This window comes from Halomonas sp. AOP13-D3-9 (assembly GCF_052379125.1).
Classification (GTDB): domain Bacteria; phylum Pseudomonadota; class Gammaproteobacteria; order Pseudomonadales; family Halomonadaceae; genus Vreelandella.
On record NZ_JBQSYH010000003.1, the window covers coordinates 180,991 to 200,684 of the forward strand.

The window sequence follows — 19,694 nt, forward strand, 5'->3', positions numbered from 1 at the left end:
AAGTCAACAAATCAGGTACCCAGCTCAGGGTTAAGTGAGCTGGGCAGCAAAGGGTATTGCGTCGGATTACTCCTCTACGACGCCCGCCAGCTGCAGCGCTTCGCTCACCGTGGCGTGGTATTTTTCCGACAGCCAGGTTAGCGGCAAACGAATACCTGCGTCCGCGTAACCCATACGGTTCAGCGCCCACTTCACCGGGATAGGATTTGACTCTATGCCCAGATTGGTGTGCAGCGGCATCAACCGCGTATTAATCTGGTGCGCCTTATCGGAATCACCCGCCACGGCTGCCGTACAAAGCTCATGCATCGCCCGAGGGGCAACGTTGGCAGTGACCGAGATATCGCCATGGCCACCCATCAGCATAAAGTCACAGGCGGTCGCATCGTCACCGGAGTAAAGCATAAAACCACTGCCCTTTAGGCGAGTGATTAGATCTTCTGCACGCTCCAGGTTCCCCGTGGCGTCTTTTAAACCAATAATATTATCGACGTCGGCCAGACGTAACACGGTCTCGTTGTAGAGATCCGAGCAGGTGCGGCCCGGCACGTTATACAGAATCACCGGCAGTTTGCTGCCCTCAGCGACCGCTTTGAAATGCTGGTAGAGGCCTTCCTGGGTGGGCTTGTTATAGTATGGGCATACAGACAAGCAGTAATCGGCCCCGACTTCACCGGCGTAGCGCGCCAGCTCCACCGCCTCAGACGTGGCATTGGCCCCGGTGCCCGCAATCACGGGGATACGACCATTGACCTCTTCTACCACGCTGCGAATAACGTCAAAGTGTTCTGCGAAGGACATGGTCGTCGGTTCGCCCGTGGTGCCAGCAGCCACAATGGCATCGGTGCCATTGTCGAGATGGAAGTTCACCAGGCGACGAAGCGCCTCCCAGTCGATGTCGCCATTGACCTTCATAGGCGTCGCCAGGGCGACAATGCTGCCTGTGATCATCCGTTTATTCCTCACCAGCCAAATTGTGATATCAACTATCTAGATGTTTAAGTCTAGGTTTTTAAGTGCTAACTGTTATAGATGCTTGTCAAAACCGAGCGCGATCACGCTATTTCGCATCACGCGACAACTCGCACAGAGGCCAAATGGTACTCAGGCGATTCAAGCCTGTACAGCGTAAAGCGGTGTGAGTTTTTCGTCACCCTGTTTTGCGCTTTGACAACAGCCCCTGGCTTGCGTGTAATCACCCTTAACATCCACCGTTAATAAGGATCTCATCATGCCTGTTGAAATCGGCCAGCCTGTCGCAGATTTTTCCGCCACGGCCACCGGGGATACCCGCGTGACGCTGTCGGAACTACGCGGCAAACAAGTGGTTATTTACTTCTACCCCAAAGCCAGCACACCCGGCTGCACCACCGAAGGCGGTGATTTCCGCGACCGCAAACCCGCCTTCGACGCGGCGAATACGGTGATTCTTGGCGTCTCCCGCGATGGCCTGCGCGCCCAGGAGAACTTTAAGGCCAAGCAGGATTTCAATTTCGACCTGATCTCCGACAAAGATGAAAATGTCTGCACGCTGTTTGACGTTATCAAGCTCAAGAAAATGTACGGCAAGGAGCATCTGGGTATCGAACGCAGTACCTTCCTGATTGACAAGGAAGGCAAGCTAGCCCAGGAGTGGCGCGGCGTGAAAGTGCCTGGCCACGCTGAAGAAGTGCTGGCTGCGGCTGAACAACTTAACGCTGCTAGCTAGCTTTTCCAACACGCCTTTCAGCTAACCCCATTACCCGGTGCCGAACCGCCACGGGTAATGGGTGAACCTCACTCGGCCTCTTGAGCCGCAGGCGCTTTCAGCCCCCGCCACTCATCACGTCCATGCATGCTCCGCGGCCAAGCGTAGATTAGCGCCTTCAGCAGCGTTGCCAGTGGAATGGCAAAGAAAATGCCCCAGAACCCCCAAATCCCACCGAAGAACAGCACCGCCACAATAATAGAAACCGGGTGAATATTATTGGTCTCAGAGAACAGAATCGGTGCCAAAACGTTGCCATCCAGCGCTTGAATCACGCCATAAGCCACCAATACATAGACAAAATCCTCACTCAGACCAAAATAAAACCCCGCCACCGCGGCGACCGGCAGGGTGGCCACCGCTGCCCCAATATACGGCACCAACACGGAACAACCGACCAGCACGGCCAACAGCGCTGTATACGGCAAGCCAAAGAACGCAAAGGTAAAGAACGCCACCGTACCCACAATAATGATTTCAATGAACTTGCCGCGAATATAGTTGGCTATCTGATCGTCCATCTCACGCCAGATACGCGATAGCAGCGTGCGCTTTTGGGGCAGTAGCGAAAGTATAAAACCAACCAGTACCTCGCGATCCTTGAGCATAAAGAAGACCAGAATCGGCACCAGTACCAGGTAGATAATCAGCGACATGATATTGCCCAACGACGCCAGCGAGAGCGTTAAGGCGCGCTGGCCCAGTTGACTGATTTCACGGCTCGCCACCCCAATCCAGCTCTGCATCTGATCCGGCGTAATAATATTCGGGTAGCGCGCCTGTAACTCATCCAACCACCCCTGACCACTGGCGAACATCCGCGGCGTCTCTTGCACCAGCCCGACTAGCTGATTCCAGATCAACGGCATCAGAATAAACGCCAGGGTAAGCAGCACACTAATAAAGGCTAAAAAAACCAGGATCACCGCTAGCAGATGTGGCACCCCCCGCCGAGTGAATGCGCTCACTACACCTTGCAACAGAAACGCAATCACCAACGCGGTAAAAAAGGGCGCCAGCATCCGCCCGAACCAAATAATCGCGGCAAAGCCCGCCACCAGAACGACCAGCAGTATCAGCGCCTCTTCGTCCGAGAAGTAACGCTCCACCCAGCTTTTTAGAATCGTGCGCAGAGTCATGGCTGCGCATCCCCAGCTTTTCTAATCCAATACACATAAACGTCGTCGCGCTGTTCACGACCTTCCAGCGTATGTGCACTCTGGTCGGTAAACGACGCCATATCCCGCCACGAACCCACATCCGTTGAACGTACTTCCAATAATTGACCTGCCGCCAGGCTCGATAAAGCCTGCTTCGCTTTTAGCAATGGCAAAGGGCAATGCAGCCCACAAGCGTCAAGCACCGTGTCGGGTTGAAAGCCCCCGGTTTGCTCAGACATACACTCTCCCTCAAAATAACTTGCCTATTGGTTACATAGATTTATCAATGCTGTTGCATAAACATTGTTTAATAAACCCTGCGGCATACACTGTCTTTTAGCGATTGATTTCACTAGGTAGTCGATTTAACGGCACTTCCCCGTGTTTATCAATGTCACACTCTCAATCGATGCATACCCTGACCGCTGTACTTCACCACCACTTAAGAGGATGCCATGCCGACCCTTCGTACCGCTTACCCAAGTTGGATATGTGCGTTCGCTTGTGCCTGTGGCAGCCTACTGTTTAGCCCACCCAGCGCGGCTAATAGCGATTACGGCCTGCCAAGTTTAGGAGCAGCCTCTACCTCCGTCAGCAATGAAGAGTATCGCCTGGGCCGCGCCTGGTTGCGCCAGTTTCGTGCCCAAGCCCCCCAGTGGCAAGACCCCATTGCCAATGATTATTTGCAAAGTCTAATTGCCCGACTAGCCCCCCATAGCCAAATTAGCGGACTGCGCACGATCACCGTGATGGTCGATAACGGTTCCCTTAACGCCTTTGCTGTACCTGGTGGTGTAGTGGGTATCAATTCAGGTCTCTTCGCGTTTGCCGAAGATGAAGGGGCTTTTGTCTCGGTATTAGCCCACGAACTGGGCCACCTTTCTCAACGCCACTATGCCAGGGGGAGTGCCCGCGCGTCACAGACCCAACTACCCGCCATGGCGGCCATGCTGGCAGGCATGCTGATTGCTGCCAGCGGGGGTGGCGACGTTGGCATGGCGGCCGCCATGGGCTCCCAGGCGGCGCTGATTCAGGATCAGCTCAGCTACTCACGGCTGTTTGAACAGGAAGCCGACAACATCGGCTTGCAGGCGATGGCCGACGCGGGCTATGACCCCCAGGCAATGGTGCGCATGTTCTCGGCCATGCAGCGCATGGCCCGCCTGCAGGGCGATACGCCGCCGGAGTTCTTGCTCACCCACCCGGTCACCGATAATCGCTTAAGCGCCGCACAAGCCCGCGCAGCCCAGCTCAATGTCGCCGATGCTTATACCAGCGACACCCTCTACGACATGATGCGCGCCCGTGCACTGCTGAGTATTTATTCCAACACTCCCCAGCAAGCCGCTTCACGCCTTGCTCAGGAAGGCGCCGAACAAGCCGCTCAGGACTATTTAGCCGCGCTGATAGACGCTCGCAACGGCCAAACCGACAGCGCCCTGGAGCAACTGGATAGGCTTGCCAACCAGCACCCTGACTATGCCATGCTGCCCGCCTCTGCGGCGAGCGTCGCGCTGGAAGCTGGCCGCTACGAACAGGCCATTCAGCGCAGCCAGCGATTACTGCGCTTTATACCCAACTACCTGCCTGCCCAGCTGATACTGGCTGAAGCGCAACTCCAGCGAGACCCTCCGGCGGCTTATCAACTGCTAAACGATATTACCGCGCAGAATCCAGAAAACCCGCAAGGCTTTAACCTGTTGGCGGAAGCAGCCGGGCGAAGCGGCCATGCTAGCTGGGGGCATTTGGCCCGTGCCGAATACCTCCAGCTAACCGGCCGCGTTGACCGCGGCATTCGCCAGCTCTCTATCGCCCGGGATGCCGCCGAGCGCGAGAACGACCAGCAGGCCCTGGCAAAAATAGAGCAGCGCCGCGAGGACTTTATTGAGTATCGCGAAGCCCTGGAAGATTTTAGTTGATGCCCTGACGTATGAAAAAGCGCCCATGGATCAGCCAATATGGGCGCTATATGAGGTTGTCGAGCCAAGCGCTGAAGCTATAGATAGCAATTATTGACTGAGAAGTTATGCATTGAAGTTAAGCATACGCTCCAGGGGCTTTAAGGCCTGCAGGCGCAGCGCTTCATCCACCTGAATCTCACCACTCCCTTCGCGCAACGCACCCGCCAGGTTATCCAGCGCGTTCATGGCCATCCAGGGGCAGTGCGCGCAGCTGCGGCACGTGGCACCGTTGCCCGCTGTAGGCGCTTCAAACAGGGTCTTGTCGGGCACCGCCTGCTGCATCTTGAAAAAGATTCCCCTATCCGTCGCCACAATCAGCTTATCGTTGGGCAGCTCTTTAGCCGCCTTGATCAGCTGCGAGGTGGAGCCTGCCACGTCGGCCAGCTTAACCACCCCCTCCGGCGACTCTGGATGCACCAGCACCGCGGCATCGGGATAGATACGTTTGAGGTCTTCAACGCCCTTGGCCTTAAACTCCTCGTGGACGATACAGGCGCCGTCCCACATCAACATATCGGCGCCGGTTTTATTCTGGATATAGCCGCCCAAATGTTTGTCGGGTGCCCACAGAATTTTCTCGCCCTTGGCTTGCAGGTGCTCAATCACCTCTACCGCAATCGACGAGGTCACTACCCAATCCGCCCGTGCTTTAACCGCCGCAGAGGTGTTGGCATACACCACCACGGTGCGATCAGGGTGGGCATCGCAAAAAGCGCTAAACGCACCCGCCGGGCAGCCAATATCCAGCGAGCAGGTGGCCTCCAGGGTGGGCATCAGCACGCGCTTTTCAGGCGAGAGGATCTTGGCGGTTTCACCCATAAATCTAACCCCCGCAACGACCAGCGTGGTGGCGTCATGGCGAGCACCAAAGCGCGCCATCTCCAGCGAGTCAGCGACACAGCCGCCGGTCTCTTCCGCTAGCTGCTGAATGGCGTCATCGGTGTAGTAGTGGGCAACCAGGACGGCATTGTGGGCTTTCAGCAGTCGCTTGATCTCTTCAACCCGGGCTTGATCTTCTGGCGGAATACGAGTCGGACAGTAGGCGGTGGGTAGCTGGGCACTGAGTTCTGCTTGCGAAGCCCTTAGCTCAGCTTGCCTCATAATGGTCATAATAGTCATTGTGTCTACCACTGTGACGAACAGGGAATCCCCCTGTTAAACACTGGGTCACGGCATAGGCCAGTTATCGTGCTATACCTATGCCGCTGCGTGCGCGGTGGGCCGATGCGTCTCTCGCGGTGGCCTACCGCTTTAGAATCAATTCTAAACTATTGTGGTGGGAAATTGCTGCTTGCTGCAAGCAACTTGTCACAGCAGATAATTTTCTGCCTGCATAGCAAAACGCCCCTGGCAGTAAACTGCCAAGGGCGTTGAATTTGGTGGGTCGTGCAGGATTCGAACCTGCGACCAATTGATTAAAAGTCAACTGCTCTACCAACTGAGCTAACGACCCAAACTTGCTTTGCTGCTCTTTACTACTCGCTTACTAACGTTACAGCACACATGCTACCTACATTAAACGTCCATCACTGAATTCAAACTGACTTCATCTAAACGGATCAGCTGTTTGAATGGTGGGTCGTGCAGGATTCGAACCTGCGACCAATTGATTAAAAGTCAACTGCTCTACCAACTGAGCTAACGACCCGCCTGAACGGATGCATATCCTACGCTTACAGCTTATTGATAGCAAGCGTTTTTTGCCTTCACTCTACGATAATGAACCATTTTCGTGCCTGCTCACATCACTCAATGCGGGCAGGCATGCTTACGAGTCTAAACGCTAACGGCGGAGACCAAGAGAGGGCTCAGACAGCCCCGTTTAACGGGCTTTGCTTTTCGGCTTGCGCAGCGCCTGTACCGGCTTGCGCTTGTGCTTATCACGGTTCCAGCGGTTCTTCTCATCGGGCGTCAGCGCGGGCACTTTACGGGTTTCCAAGTTAGCCAACGTGGCTAGGTCATCCACCTCATCCTGGGTAAGTTCGACCCATTCGCCGGCTTTTGCCCGCTTATCGAGGAAGATATTACCATAGCGTACGCGCTTCAGACGACTCACCGTCAGCGCCTGGGACTCCCAAAGACGCCGCACTTCACGGTTGCGCCCTTCCAGAATCACCACGTGGAACCAGGTATTGATACCCTCGCCACCGAACTCCTGCACATCGGTAAAGCGCGCCGGGCCATCTTCCAACATAACGCCATCGACCATGGCCAGGATATGTTCGCGCTTCACTTCCCCCATCACGCGAACCGCATACTCGCGCTCTACCTGAGTAGAGGGATGCATCAAACGGTTGGCCAACTCACCATCGGTGGTGAACAGCAGCAAGCCGCTGGTATTGATATCCAGGCGGCCAATCGCAATCCAGCGCTCACCTTTCAGGCGCGGCAAACGTTCAAATACGGTGCGTCGACCTTCCGGGTCTTTACGGGTGCACAGCTCGCCTTCCGGCTTGTTGTACATAATAACCCGACGCGGCGCCTCTTCTTCCGGACGCAGCGCCACCGGGCGGTCATCAAAGCTGACCTTGTCCAGCGCTTCAACGCGGTCGCCCAGCTTGGCCACTTGGCTATTCACTTTAACGCGCCCGGCAGAAATCGCTGTTTCCATCTCGCGCCGCGAACCAAGGCCTGCACGGGCCAAGACTTTTTGCAGCTTTTCGCTGGTGGGGGGCGTGGTGTTATCACTCTGACTCATGGTCGTCTGACCTCACATCGGTAGTCTCCGTGCGCTCGCGCTCATCGTCGTCAGCGCGCTGCGCACGTGCCGCTAGCCGTGCCTGTAAATCGGCAAAACTCAGCGGCTGGGTTAACGCCGTCTCGGCGTGCTTGTCGGCTATTTCAGCCGCGGTAATCTGATCTTTCTGGGGAGGCGCATCCTGCACCGTTTTATGCGTTTCGTCTAGTGCTTCACTCTGTGGATCGGGGAGATTTGCTGCATTGGCGCCCTCACCATTGGACACCAAGCCCTCTTCGTCAGGTAGTTCGCTCTCCTCCCAACTGGCCAGCGTGTGCATGGGCGGCAGTGCATCGAGGGTTTTTAAGCCAAAATCGTCCAAAAAACTACGCGTCGTGGCGTAAACCGCCGGGCGGCCCGGCACATCTCGATGCCCCACTACCCGAATCCAGCCACGCTCCGCCAAGGTACGCATAATGGAGCTACTCACGCTAACCCCGCGTACCTCTTCGATATCGCCCCGGGTAACCGGCTGGCGGTAGGCGATCAATGCCAGGGTTTCCAGTAGCGCCCGGGAGTAGCGCTGGGGACGTTCGTCCCATAACCGCGACACCCACTGGGAAAGCCGCGGACGAATGCGTAGCTGGTAGCCTGAAACGGTTTCCAGCAGTTCTAGAGCACCGCCGGAGTGGCGTTGCTGTAAACGCTCAAACACATCGCGAAACTCTTTGCGCGTTGGGCATTCGCCTTCCAGAAAAAGGGTTTCCAAACGCTCAAGAGGCAAAGGTTCGCCAGCGGCCAGCAGCGCTGCTTCAACAATGTCATCTAACGCGGTGACGGCATTACTCATGGCGTCTCCTCGCCAGGCTCAAAAGCGGACTCGCCATAGGCATCATCTTCTATCTCGCCCTCCTCAAAAGCTCTCTCCTCATCGTCAGCAAGGGCCGCACGCCGGGCACGCACGTGAATCGGCGACAGGGGCGCATTCTGGACAATCTCGATCATGGCTTCTTTGGCCAGTTCTAAAATCGCCATAAAGGTCACTACGACACCTGCCCGCCCTTCTTCTAGGGTAAACAGCGCTTCAAAGGGGGTATAGCGGTGGTGGCCGTCATCGTGACTGAGCTGATCCATAATCTTGAGCATGCGCTCGCGAGTGGACAGCACCTCGCGGCTGATCTGGTGGGCCTGCACCAGTTCGGCACGCTTGAGAATATCCGATAGCGCGCTGAGCAGTTCATCGAGCTCGACGTCAGGATGTATTACCCGGGATTCCAGCGGTGGCAAGCCCGCCTGCACGCTAAACCAGTCACGCCCCATACGCGGCAGCGTATCCAGCGTTTCTGCGGCCTCTTTAAGTCGCTCATACTCTTGCAGGCGACGGATCAGCTCAGCGCGGGGGTCTTCCTCGTCGTCGCCTTCTGCCTTCGGCGGGCGGGGTAACAGCGTGCGAGACTTGATCTCAGCCAGCATGGCGGCCATTAGCAGGTACTCACCTGCCAGCTCGATCTCCATGGCCTTCATCAGCTCCACGTACTCGATGTACTGGTGGGTGATGGTGGCCACATTGATGGTTAGAATGTCCAGGTTCTGACGGCGAATCAGATAGAGCAGCAAGTCCAGTGGACCTTCAAAAGTTTCCAGGAAGACCCGCAACGCTTCCGGAGGAATGTATAAATCCTCTGGCATTTGCGTAATCGGCTCATTAAACAGACGCCCAAACGACATCTGCACAGGCTCATTAGGCTGAGAATCAGGTGTTTCTATGTCGCTATTAACGCTTGGCGTCTCGCTCACGCGGGTCGGCTCTCTTGAGGTGGTGGAAATCAGGCAACAGCCTGGCGGTGTCGTGTTAAATCGCCTTGCCCGGCCAGAATCCCATCGATAGACACATCTTCATCCAGCGCATCCCAATGAATTCCACGGGCACTCAATTCATAGCACGCCAACTGTTGGGGCGACGCTTTAAGAAGGCGCGGGTACCAAGCCAGCGGTACGCCGATCGTACGCCCATCACTTAACTCAACCCAAAAATTATCCTCATCAAAAGTAACTCGTTTAGGAGAAGTAGTCATGCCAGGCAGCCTCTAGTGTATCGCGGTGTTGAATAATCATCGCCGTAATAGTGCGTAGCGCTTTGGCATCAAAGCCATCATTTCTCGCCAACTGCACATCAGGCGAGAGCCAAAATTTAGCTTCAGCGCCCGCTTTAAATATATGGATGTGGGCAGGCTCTAAAGGGTTACCTTCATTTGAATAGAAGAAGAACCTAAAACCCTGCAAGCGTAGCACCGTCGGCATCGAGCGCTCCTGCAGTTTACAGCCTAAATATTGAATAATAGATGGTTTAACGCCACAAGGCACATGCTAACCCGCCTCAGCCGCTTTGCGGTAGCGGCCTGCGTAGTCAAACAGCTTGTCACGGATTTGGAAATGGCGCCCCACTTTGCGCCCTACGACAAAATCAGGATGGCGTAGGCGGCGCTGTTCGGCGACGACTTCCTCGGCGCTTAGCGGCTGCCATTTACCCCCTGGGGCGCGCAGGTGATAACGCAGAAAAGCGGCATAGAAGGCGCGCCGCTGGGCGGGGGTTTCCAGCGCAAACCACTCGGCAAGGTGAGTACCATCTTCGTCGTGATAGGTGACTTTTAAGCGCGGCAGGCCACGGCCGTTGGTGGTCGCTTCCAGCTGCATACCGCTTACCCGCAATACCTTGGCGTCTTTCAGCTTTAGGGCGTCTTTGAGTTTATCATCCGCGTCTACCAGTAGTTTTTCGCAACCGTGGCAGCGGCGGGCAGCAATATCATTTTCGGCGCCGCACTCATCGCAGACTTTGAAGCGGAACCTGAAGTCGCATTGGCGCCGCCTTCCTTCATCATCTTCAATTAGCCCCTGACAGCGACGGCCAAAGTGCTCAATCACTAAATCACCGTCGCGCTTTCCCCAGTAAAGATTGGCATGACCGCAGTCGGGGCACTCTACCTGAACCGGTTCGCTGTCGCTATCCGGCTTTGGCTCGCCCACTTCCGGGGCGAAGATATCCCAGGGGTTACCGGCGTAATCCAGAATCAGGCAGTCACTCTTACCCGGCGACAGGCGAAGGCCTCTGCCCACCATCTGCTGATAAAGGCTCACCGACTCGGTAGGCCGCAAAATAGCGATTAAATCCACGTGAGGGGCATCAAAGCCGGTGGTCAGCACCGCCACGTTGACCAGATATTTCAGCTGCCGCGCTTTAAAGGCATCGATCAGCGCCGTGCGCTCCTGGGAAGGCGTTGCGCCGGTAATGAGCGCCGCCTCTGCTCTGGGCAGATAGCCCATAATTTCTTCGGCGTGGGCCACGGTGGCGGCAAAAACCATCACCCCCTGGCGCTCAACCGCACGTTCGATAATTTGCCCGATGATGCCCGGCGTAGCGCGGCTACCCGCCACCACGCGATTAAGCGCCTCCTCCGCAAACAGACCACTTGAAGAGGGCTTAAGCGCAGAGAAGTCGTAGCCCTCAATGGCCATATCCAGTCGCTTGGGCGCGGCGAGATAGCCCTGCTTAACCATCAGCCGTAGCGGTTGCTCAAACACGCAGTCGCGGAAAAAGCTCTCTTCGCTGCCCCGTACCATGCCGTGGTGGTGGCGATAATAGATAAACCCCTGCCCCAAACGGTACGGCGTTGCGGTGAGTCCGAGTATTTTAAGCTGCGGGTTGTGTTGGCGCAGGTGCTCAATCACCTGGCGGTAGCTGGCGTCCTCATCAAGCGATACGCGGTGGCTCTCATCGATCACCAACAGGGTAAAGTTAGCGTCGTTAAAACTCTCCAAATTGCGCACCACCGACTGCACCGAGCCAAACACCACTTGGCGACTTGCCTCTTTACGCTTTAAACCGGCGCTAAAAATATCCGCCTCAAGGCCATAGGCCTGGTACTTGGTGTGGTTCTGTTCCACCAGCTCGCGCACATGGGCCAACACCAGCACACGCCCCCTCGCTAAGCGCGCCAGCTCAGCAATCACCAGGGATTTGCCGCTGCCAGTAGGCAATACCACCAAAGCAGGATCGCTGGAGGCACGGAAATGCACCACCACGCGCTTTACCGCTTCCTGCTGATAGGGGCGAAGCTGGGGCGTTAGAGAAGACGTCCGTGAGGCGTTGGGTATCGGCAAATTAAATAGCCTGCTATTGAACTATTGCGACTTTCGTCGCATCTTAATAGTGAAGGTTTTCAAATCCACTTTTAATCTCCCGCGTTGTGGAGAGAAAGTTTAATCAAGAGGTTTGCCATGACAACTAATCATTTCAGCCCTGAATGCCCAGAATGCAGTAGCCGTTTAAAACGCCTACCCGCCACACGGCGTGGTCAAGCCCATGTGTTCTGTATGGATTGCGGACATGATTTTGGGCGCTTCGAATACCTCGTTGAGCGCTACCGTTTAGAGCTTGAAACACTGGAAGCCAAGCTAGGACTGCCGCCGACGGGAGCAGATGAAACACCGGCAAGCACGCCTCAGCAGCACTCTTAACAATTGACGTAACAGATTAACGACGGCAAAAACCGCCGTTAATCTGTTCGCTACTCCCATCGCGTGGCTTGCAGCGCTAGTGATATTAGTTGAGCCAAACCCGAGCGTTGCGGAATAGCCGTAGCCAAGCGCCATCTTCCGTCCACTCTGCCGGGCGCCAAGAGTTGGTGATTGCGCGGGCGACACGCTCCGGGTGCGGCATCATAATGGTCACCCGACCATCCGGCGTAGTCAGGCCGGTAATACCAGCAGGCGAGCCGTTGGGGTTGGCGGGGTAGCGGGTAGTTGCCTGGCCATAGTTATCGATGTAACGCAGAGCGATTTGGCTGCTCGACTGCATGCTGCGCAAATGAGCGCTGTCGCGGAACGCCGCCTGTCCTTCACCATGGGCCACGGCGATGGGGAGTTTTGACCCTTCCATGCCAGCAAGCAGGATCGAGGGGCTCTTCTCGACCCGCACCATGGAGACCCGCGCTTCAAACTGTTCTGACTCGTTACGCACAAAGGTCGGCCAGTTTTCAGCGCCGGGAATTAACGTCTTCAACTGTGACAGCATCTGGCAGCCGTTGCACACACCCAGTGAGAAGCTGTCGTCGCGGGCGAAGAACGCCGCAAACTGCTCCCGGGCGCGCTCGTTAAACAGCACCGACTTGGCCCAACCACCGCCAGCACCGAGCACATCGCCATAGGAGAAGCCGCCGCAGGCCACCAGGCCTTTGAACGCTTCCAAGGACACGCGCCCTTCAAGGATGTCGCTCATATGTACATCCACTGCTTCAAACCCGGCCTTATCGAAGGCCCAGGCCATCTCCACCTGCCCGTTAACGCCCTGCTCGCGCAGCACGGCCATGGTGGGCTTGGCAGTATTCACAAACGGTGCGCTGATATCGTCGTTGATATCAAAGGTCGGTGTTGCGGAGAGCCCCGGATCGCGGCTATCGAGCAGATTGTCGAATTCGTTTTTAGCGCATTCGGGATTATCGCGCAGCGCCTGCATGCGGTAACTGGTTTCCGCCCAGGTGCGCTGGGTAAGTTGACGCGTGGTTTCCAGCAGCGGCTCTTCAAACAGCGTAACGCGCACTTGATCGTCGTAACGCGGGCGAGCGATAACGCCGCAGGTTTCAATACCCGCCACGGCAAACTGCGCCAGCACCTCTTCAGTGTATTCACGGTTGACCTGAATCACCGCACCCAACTCTTCGGAGAACAGCGCGTTCAACGCCTCCACCGGCTCATCGATCATCCAGTCGAGCTTAATCTCTAGCCCGGCATGAGCGGCAAAAGCCATTTCCAGTAGCGTGACGATTAGCCCGCCGTCGCTGCGGTCGTGGTAAGCCAGCAGCTTACCGTCGCGGTTAAGACCCTGAATGACTTCGAAGAACGCCTTGATATCTTCCGGGTCGTCCACGTCCGGGCAGTCATTGCCGACTTGGCCGTACACCTGCGCCAAAGCAGAGCCGCCCAGACGGTTTTGGCCGCTGCCTAAATCAATCAAAATCAGATCCGATTCATCTTGATCCAGATTGATCTGCGGGGTAAGCGTCGCCAAGGCATCCGTCACCGGGGCAAAGCCCGTGACGACCAGCGAAAGCGGCGAGGTTACACTTTTCTCTTCAGGTTCGCTTTCATCCTGCTCATTCTCATCGACCCAGGCGGTACGCATGGACATAGAGTCTTTGCCCACCGGAATGGCGATGCCCAGTGCCGGGCACATTTCCATGCCCACCGCATAAACGGCATCATACAACGCCTGGTTTTCACCTGGGTGGTCGGCGGCGCTCATCCAGTTAGCGGAGAGCTTGATATCGCTTAGCTTGGCGATCGGCGCTGCGGCCAAGTTGGTAATCGCTTCGGCGACGGCCAAACGAGCGCTGGCGGCAGGATTGATCAACGCCACCGGCGGGCGTTCGCCCATGGCCATGGCTTCGCCGGTGTGGGTATCAAAACTTGCCGTGGTAACCGCTACATCGGCCACCGGCACCTGCCAGGGGCCGACCATCTGGTCGCGGGCCACTTGGCCAGTAATTGAGCGGTCACCGATGGTAATCAGAAAGTTTTTGGAGGCTACGGTGGGTAGACGCAGCACCCGATCCAGGGCTTCGCGCAGGTCGAGGTTATCGAGCATCATGCCGGAAAGCGCCGGTTCGTGGCGCTCAAATTCGCGCTGCATCTTAGGCGCTTTGCCAAACAGTACGCTCATCGGCAAATCGACCGGCTTACTGTCAAAGTGGCCATCGCGCACTTCAAGGTGATGCGCGTCCAACGCTTCGCCAACCACCGCATAGGGGCAGCGCTCACGCTTACATAGCGCGTCAAAGGTGGCTAAATCTTCCGGCGCAACGGCCAGCACGTAGCGCTCCTGGGCTTCGTTACACCAGATTTCCAGCGGACTCATGCCCGGCTCGGCGTTGGGTACCGCACGTAGATCAAAGCGGCCGCCACGGTTGCCATCTTTAACCAGTTCTGGGAGCGCGTTGGAGAGCCCGCCTGCGCCCACATCGTGAATAAAGCGAATCGGATTGTGATCGCCCAGCGCCCAGCAGCGGTCGATCACTTCCTGTGCACGGCGTTCGATTTCGGGGTTCTCACGTTGTACCGAGGCAAAATCCAAATCGGCACTAGAGGTGCCGGATGACATGCTGGAGGCTGCACCGCCGCCAAGGCCAATTAGCATCGCCGGGCCGCCCATCACAATCAGCTTGCCACCGACGGGGATATCGCCCTTCTGAACGTGGTGGGCACGAATATTGCCGTAACCACCGGCGAGCATAATCGGCTTATGGAAGCCGCGCCGCTCGATGCCGCCATCGTTCAGCGACTCCTGCTCGTAGGTACGGAAGTAGCCGGTTAAGTTGGGTCGACCAAACTCATTGTTGAACGCCGCGCCCCCGATGGGGCCATCGAGCATAATATTAAGCGCCGACTGCATGCGCTCGGGCTTGCCGTAATCAAACGCCTCCCAGGGCTGCACGAACTCAGGAATGCGTAAATTGGAAACGGTATAGCCTGAAAGGCCCGCCTTGGGTTTACCGCCGATGCCGGTAGCGCCCTCGTCACGGATTTCCCCACCGGAGCCCGTCGCCGCTCCCGGGAAAGGGGCAATCGCGGTGGGGTGGTTGTGGGTCTCTACCTTCATCAGGATATGGATGGGCTCCTGATGAGTGGCGTAGTTCGCACGTTCGTCATCAACGCCGGTCAATGGCGTGGCAAAGAAGCGTCCGGCTTGGCTGCCCTTAATCACCGCAGCGTTGTCGCTGTAGGCCGAGAGCACATTATCCGGCGATGAGGCAAAGGTATTCTTGATCATCTTAAACAGCGAGTGGCTTTGCAACTCGCCGTCGATCATCCAATCGGCGTTAAAGATTTTATGACGACAGTGCTCGGAATTGGCCTGGGCAAACATCATCAGTTCAACGTCGCTGGGATTACGCCCCAGCTCATTGAAGGCATCGACCAGGTAATCGATTTCGTCTTCTGCCAGCGCTAGACCGAGCGCTTGATTGGCCGTTGCCAGGGCTTCCCGCCCGCCTGCCAAAATATCCACACTGCCCAGCGGTGCCGGGTCGTGCTGGGCAAACAGCTTAGCGGCGTCGGAGGCATCTGCTAGCACGGTTTCCGTCATACGGTCGTGCAGTAGTGCCGCCAGCGCGCTCAAACTCTCTTCGTCCGGCATAGCGGTGAAGCTGACCCGGTAATCGATGCCGCGCTCGATGCGGCTAATTTGGCGCAAGCCACAGTTATGGGCGATGTCGGTGGCTTTTGACGACCAGGGTGACTGGGTACCTAGGCGCGGCACCACCAAAAAGCGCTGGGCACGCTCAGGAACCTCTACGTTTAAGTGAGTACCGTAATCCAGTAACTGCACCAAGCGTTCGCGGGCAGCGTCATCTAGCTCGTCGTGGGAGTGAACATCGATAAAATGAACATAGTGGGCAGACAGCGCTTCCACCTCGGGAACACGTTCACGCAACACCGTTAACAGCCGAGCATGACGGAAGGCAGAAAGGGCGGGCGCGCCTCGCAGTTCAAGCATATCCTGAAGCCTCTAGAGCAGGGAAATTCGAGCAGGGAAATCACCAGGCCGCAGTGCGGCAATCTCACTATGATACTGGAAACCAGCCGCCACACGAAATCAACAAGGTGACAGCCTGCTCCTGGCTGGGTATCGTGGCAGCTTGTTTCATGCCGACAAGACGCCATGCTGACGTTGATTTGCCGACATTTTGTAGCCCAGGCCAGCGCTTATTATGCGCTGATCGCCATTACACTTTTGACCTTAGTGCCAACTCTCTCCCTGGTTCCTCCCGGCGAGCATCTGACGCAGATCAGCGCAAAAGATTTTATTACCGTGCATACCCGCAACACGCCGACGACCTATTACCAAGGCCGCCAAGGCCCTACCGGCTTTGAGTACGAGCTTATGCATCGCTTTGCGGACTATTTGGGGGTGAGCCTTAACCTTGACGCCAGCCATCACCCAGAGAGCGTGCTGCCCGAAGTGCGTAAAAACGGCGACCTGGGGGCCGCCGCACTTCCACTGCTGCCCAATACCCCGGGTATATACTACACCCGGCCGATTATTCAGATGCAGCCACTCGTCGTATATCGGCGTGGGCTACACGGCATTCAGCAGCCCAGCGACCTTGTCGGTCTGGAGTTGGGTACACTTAGCAAAGCGGGCACCAGCGAGGCGCTGCGCGATCTGCAGATTCTCCACCCTACCCTGAGCTGGAAAGAGTCACATGAGCTGGAAGTCGCCGAACTGCTGGCGCGGGTAGAGAATGGCACCCTGGACGCTGCGGTTATTTTCGAGCATCAGTTCCGCTTAAACCGGCTGTTTTTCCCCAATGTGGAGCGTGGCTTCATTCTCGGCGATCCGCTCTCCATGGTGTGGGCAGTGCCCAGCGGCCGCGGCTTGGGGTTGCTCGAAGCCGCTAATCGTTTTCTGCAAGACCTGCAGGAGAGCGGCACTTTGAACCGTCTGGTTAGCCGCTACTTTGGTCATGACGACTACCTGGAGTATGTCGGCACCCGCACCTTTCTTGATCACCTGGATGCGCGCCTGCCCCGCTATACCGAGCTATTCCAACAGTCTGCTCGTGAAACGGGGTTTGATTGGAAGCTACTCGCTGCGGTGGGCTACCAGGAGTCTCACTGGGATCCGGACGCTGTCTCGCCGACGGGGGTACGCGGCTTGATGATGCTGACCAATGACACTGCGGGTGAAATGGGCATTAGTGACCGAACGGATCCAGCCCAGAGCATTGACGGCGGTGCCCGCTATTTGCGCAGTATTAAAGACCGCTTACCGGACAGCATCACCGGCGATGACCGGCTGTTTATGGCCATGGCGGCCTATAACGTGGGCCTAGGCCATTTATACGATGCTCGCAAGATCGCCGAAACACGCGGCGGCGACCCCGACAGTTGGACCGATGTGCGCGCCGCGTTGCCACTACTCCAGCAGCGTGAATGGCATAGTCAGACACGCTACGGCTATGCCCGAGGCGGCGAGCCGGTGATATATGTACGCAACATCCGCCGCTACTACGAAATGATTGAGTATGTTGAGCGCAGCCGCCAGCAGTTTTTTCAGCTAGAACAAACGCCTGTCAACGATGATCCACTGCTATTGTTCGAGCTTGTGCCGCCGCTTAATTAACGTGAGGATGCGATGCCCTTACTCATTGCACGCGCAGCGCGTTGGCTACCGATTATTGCTGCCTGCTGTGCCATTACGCTGGCTGTTATTGCGACGAGTGTTAGCTCAATCGCGCTGGTACTGGTGGCGCTAGCCCAACTGAGTACGCTGAAAGGTTTTCGTTGGCTCACTTGCCTGCTGTGCATTAGCGCTATTGGACTCCTTTTGCCAGGGCTTATTAGCTACCTGACACCCGAAAGCTGGGTATCCACCGCGGGCTGGCAAACGCTTACCCGTTGGGCGCAGCCCGTAGCATTTGAAAGTTTTCGCGCGCCGCTGCTAATGACACTGGCCCTTCAATTGAGCGCGCTAGCGATACTGCTTCGCCAGCGTGCCCGTTTAGGGGCACCGTTATTGCTGCTCACGGCCCTGCTACTCACGGGTTTACAGCTGATCCCCAGCAGCCAACCCTTTGCGCCGCTGCTGCGCTATACGGCCGACTGGCCTGGCCTGCTAACGTTGGGCTTATTACTGCTGGGCCAATACCTACTGTCATTACGCTTCTGGCGCGGCAAACGCTATTTGACTAACGCGCTTTGGCCAGCCTGTGGACTGCTTATCGCGGTCCTGATGCTTTGGGAAAAGCTCCACCATGAGGCGGAACAAGGGCTGTATCAGCAAGTTGAGGCACGCGCCCAACAAGCGACTCACCAACTCTCCTTTGAAATCGACACGCACTTAAATGCCATGCGCGGTTTCGCCCGTATTTGGCAGCTACAAAGGAGACAGCCAACCTATCAGCAGTGGACGGATCAAGCGGCGGGCTACCGACAGGACTTTACCTATTTAATCAATATCGCCTTTGTCACGCCTGATAGCGTTATACGCCACGTTTACCCCTTTACCACGACCAATTTAAGTGTCCTGGGACAACGCCTTTTTGACGTTCAACCGGCAGGGCGCGAAGCGCTAGAGCCAGCGCTTAGGGGGCAGCAAGAAGGCAGTACGGATATTATTGAGCTGCTGCAAGGCGGGTCAGGCGTCATCCACTACTTTCCGGTACTTAATGCGGATGGTGTCCCTCTAGGCGCGGCGGCCATGGCGGTGAGTTTTCCTCTCTTTGCTGAAACACTGTTTGCCCAACTACCTGCCGAAGAAGGGGTTATCCGCTGGCACGACGGCACTCAGCTGCTGGCGCACCACGGCGACGCCACCCACCCCGGCCCCTGGGCATACGATTACCCGGTTCATTTATTGGATAAAGCGCTCATACTTTCCTATCAACCGCGCTGGGATTACCTGGTCAGCCAACTATCGCGGCTGCCAACCATCAGTTTGGCCACCGGCTTAACCCTGACGTACTTACTCTATCTCGTGCTGTATACCTTTCAGCGTCTGGGGCATCAGCACGCAGCGATGCAAAACAGCAACGCCGATCTGCAACAGGAAATACGCAAGCGCAGTAAGTTACAGCAGGAAGTTGAGTGGCTGGCGCGCCATGATGAATTAACCGGGATTGCTAACCGTCGCCACTTTCTAGAACAGGTCAAAACCATGCGGTCGGTACGCCCGATCAGCCTGGTACTGTTCGATATCGACTATTTTAAACGGATTAACGACCAGTTAGGACACTTAGTCGGCGATGAGCATTTACACTTTTTTGCGCAATTGGGTAAAGCGCATATCGAATACCATGGCGGCATTTTTGCCCGTTACGGCGGTGAGGAGTTTGTCGCCTGGCTGCCAGACCACCACCAGCCCTCAGCATTTAAGGTAGCGGATGAACTGCGTCAAAAATTGGCCACTTCAAGCCTCTCCCATGCCGACGGCAACTCCCTCACTCTAAGCGCCGGGGTTGTTACCTTTAATTGCCCTGAAGACGTCGATCTAGCGCGCATGATGCAAGCCGCCGACGAGGCGCTCTACCACGCCAAGCACAACGGGCGTAACCGGGTCGAGTGCGGCGAACTCAATACAACGGAAGATGCCTAGC

The 19,694-nt window shown here is 56.5% G+C and carries 16 protein-coding genes and 2 tRNA genes; 5 read left to right on the forward strand and 13 right to left on the reverse strand.

Features of this window, described 5'->3' with window-relative positions; genetic code table 11:
• Positions 1-66: 66 nt before the first annotated feature.
• Positions 67-951, reverse strand: a complete 885-nt coding sequence (dapA, locus tag ACT3UM_RS04590) for a 4-hydroxy-tetrahydrodipicolinate synthase (RefSeq protein ID WP_144811540.1) — start codon at positions 949-951, stop codon at positions 67-69.
• A gap of 280 nt (positions 952-1,231) precedes the next feature.
• Between dapA and ACT3UM_RS04595 the strand changes: the two genes are divergently transcribed.
• Positions 1,232-1,708, forward strand: coding sequence for a peroxiredoxin (locus tag ACT3UM_RS04595; RefSeq protein ID WP_498896524.1), 477 nt, complete (start codon positions 1,232-1,234; stop codon positions 1,706-1,708).
• Between the two features lie 68 nt (positions 1,709-1,776).
• Here ACT3UM_RS04595 and ACT3UM_RS04600 read toward each other — a convergent pair whose 3' ends face one another.
• Both ACT3UM_RS04600 and ACT3UM_RS04605 read right to left on the reverse strand, forming a co-directional pair.
• Positions 1,777-2,886, reverse strand: a complete 1,110-nt coding sequence (locus tag ACT3UM_RS04600) for an AI-2E family transporter (protein ID WP_498896526.1) — start codon at positions 2,884-2,886, stop codon at positions 1,777-1,779.
• Positions 2,883-3,146 carry a sulfurtransferase TusA family protein gene (locus ACT3UM_RS04605; protein WP_498896528.1) on the reverse strand — a complete coding sequence of 88 codons (264 nt, stop codon included), beginning with the start codon at positions 3,144-3,146 and terminating at the stop codon, positions 2,883-2,885. The genes ACT3UM_RS04600 and ACT3UM_RS04605 overlap by 4 nt, the downstream gene beginning before the upstream one ends.
• 216 nt (positions 3,147-3,362) lie before the next feature.
• Between ACT3UM_RS04605 and ACT3UM_RS04610 the strand changes: the two genes are divergently transcribed.
• Positions 3,363-4,826, forward strand: a complete 1,464-nt coding sequence (locus tag ACT3UM_RS04610) for a M48 family metalloprotease (RefSeq protein ID WP_498896530.1) — start codon at positions 3,363-3,365, stop codon at positions 4,824-4,826.
• Positions 4,827-4,931: 105 nt separating this feature from the next.
• Here ACT3UM_RS04610 and nadA read toward each other — a convergent pair whose 3' ends face one another.
• From nadA to radD, 9 genes are all read right to left on the reverse strand, one after another.
• On the reverse strand, positions 4,932-5,978 hold the full coding sequence (gene nadA / locus ACT3UM_RS04615; RefSeq protein ID WP_498896709.1) for a quinolinate synthase NadA: 1,047 nt from the start codon (positions 5,976-5,978) through the stop codon (positions 4,932-4,934).
• Between the two features lie 267 nt (positions 5,979-6,245).
• Positions 6,246-6,321: transfer RNA gene (locus ACT3UM_RS04620), tRNA-Lys, on the reverse strand.
• Between the two features lie 119 nt (positions 6,322-6,440).
• Positions 6,441-6,516, reverse strand: a tRNA-Lys gene (locus ACT3UM_RS04625).
• 174 nt (positions 6,517-6,690) lie between these two features.
• The gene (rluB, locus tag ACT3UM_RS04630; protein WP_498896532.1) at positions 6,691-7,566 is read right to left on the reverse strand and encodes a 23S rRNA pseudouridine(2605) synthase RluB; all 876 of its coding nucleotides are present in this window, start codon (positions 7,564-7,566) and stop codon (positions 6,691-6,693) included.
• On the reverse strand, positions 7,553-8,395 hold the full coding sequence (gene scpB / locus ACT3UM_RS04635) for an SMC-Scp complex subunit ScpB (protein WP_498896534.1): 843 nt from the start codon (positions 8,393-8,395) through the stop codon (positions 7,553-7,555). The genes rluB and scpB overlap by 14 nt, the downstream gene beginning before the upstream one ends.
• A complete protein-coding gene (locus ACT3UM_RS04640; RefSeq protein ID WP_498896536.1) occupies positions 8,392-9,342 on the reverse strand; it encodes a segregation and condensation protein A in 951 nt (316 codons plus the stop codon). The genes scpB and ACT3UM_RS04640 overlap by 4 nt, the downstream gene beginning before the upstream one ends.
• Positions 9,343-9,371: 29 nt before the next feature.
• Entirely contained in the window at positions 9,372-9,620 is a 249-nt protein-coding gene (locus tag ACT3UM_RS04645) for a DUF2442 domain-containing protein (RefSeq protein WP_498896538.1), read from the reverse strand.
• Entirely contained in the window at positions 9,604-9,846 is a 243-nt protein-coding gene (locus tag ACT3UM_RS04650; RefSeq protein WP_498896540.1) for a DUF4160 domain-containing protein, read from the reverse strand. Before ACT3UM_RS04650 ends, ACT3UM_RS04645 begins: the two co-directional genes overlap by 17 nt.
• A 66-nt stretch (positions 9,847-9,912) precedes the next feature.
• The gene (radD, locus tag ACT3UM_RS04655) at positions 9,913-11,703 is read right to left on the reverse strand and encodes a DNA repair helicase RadD (RefSeq protein ID WP_498896542.1); all 1,791 of its coding nucleotides are present in this window, start codon (positions 11,701-11,703) and stop codon (positions 9,913-9,915) included.
• A gap of 117 nt (positions 11,704-11,820) precedes the next feature.
• Here radD and ACT3UM_RS04660 point away from each other — a divergent pair, with 117 nt between their 5' ends.
• Positions 11,821-12,060 carry a hypothetical protein gene (locus ACT3UM_RS04660; protein WP_081899177.1) on the forward strand — a complete coding sequence of 80 codons (240 nt, stop codon included), beginning with the start codon at positions 11,821-11,823 and terminating at the stop codon, positions 12,058-12,060.
• Between the two features lie 85 nt (positions 12,061-12,145).
• Here the strand turns inward: ACT3UM_RS04660 and purL are convergent, their stop codons facing one another.
• A complete protein-coding gene (purL, locus tag ACT3UM_RS04665) occupies positions 12,146-16,093 on the reverse strand; it encodes a phosphoribosylformylglycinamidine synthase (RefSeq protein WP_498896544.1) in 3,948 nt (1,315 codons plus the stop codon).
• Positions 16,094-16,258: 165 nt separating this feature from the next.
• Here purL and mltF point away from each other — a divergent pair, with 165 nt between their 5' ends.
• Together mltF and ACT3UM_RS04675 are read left to right on the forward strand one after the other, a co-directional pair.
• Positions 16,259-17,722, forward strand: coding sequence for a membrane-bound lytic murein transglycosylase MltF (mltF, locus tag ACT3UM_RS04670; protein WP_498896546.1), 1,464 nt, complete (start codon positions 16,259-16,261; stop codon positions 17,720-17,722).
• 12 nt (positions 17,723-17,734) lie between these two features.
• Complete coding sequence (locus ACT3UM_RS04675) at positions 17,735-19,693, forward strand: GGDEF domain-containing protein (protein WP_498896548.1); 1,959 nt, start codon at positions 17,735-17,737, stop codon at positions 19,691-19,693.
• Position 19,694 lies beyond the last annotated feature (1 nt).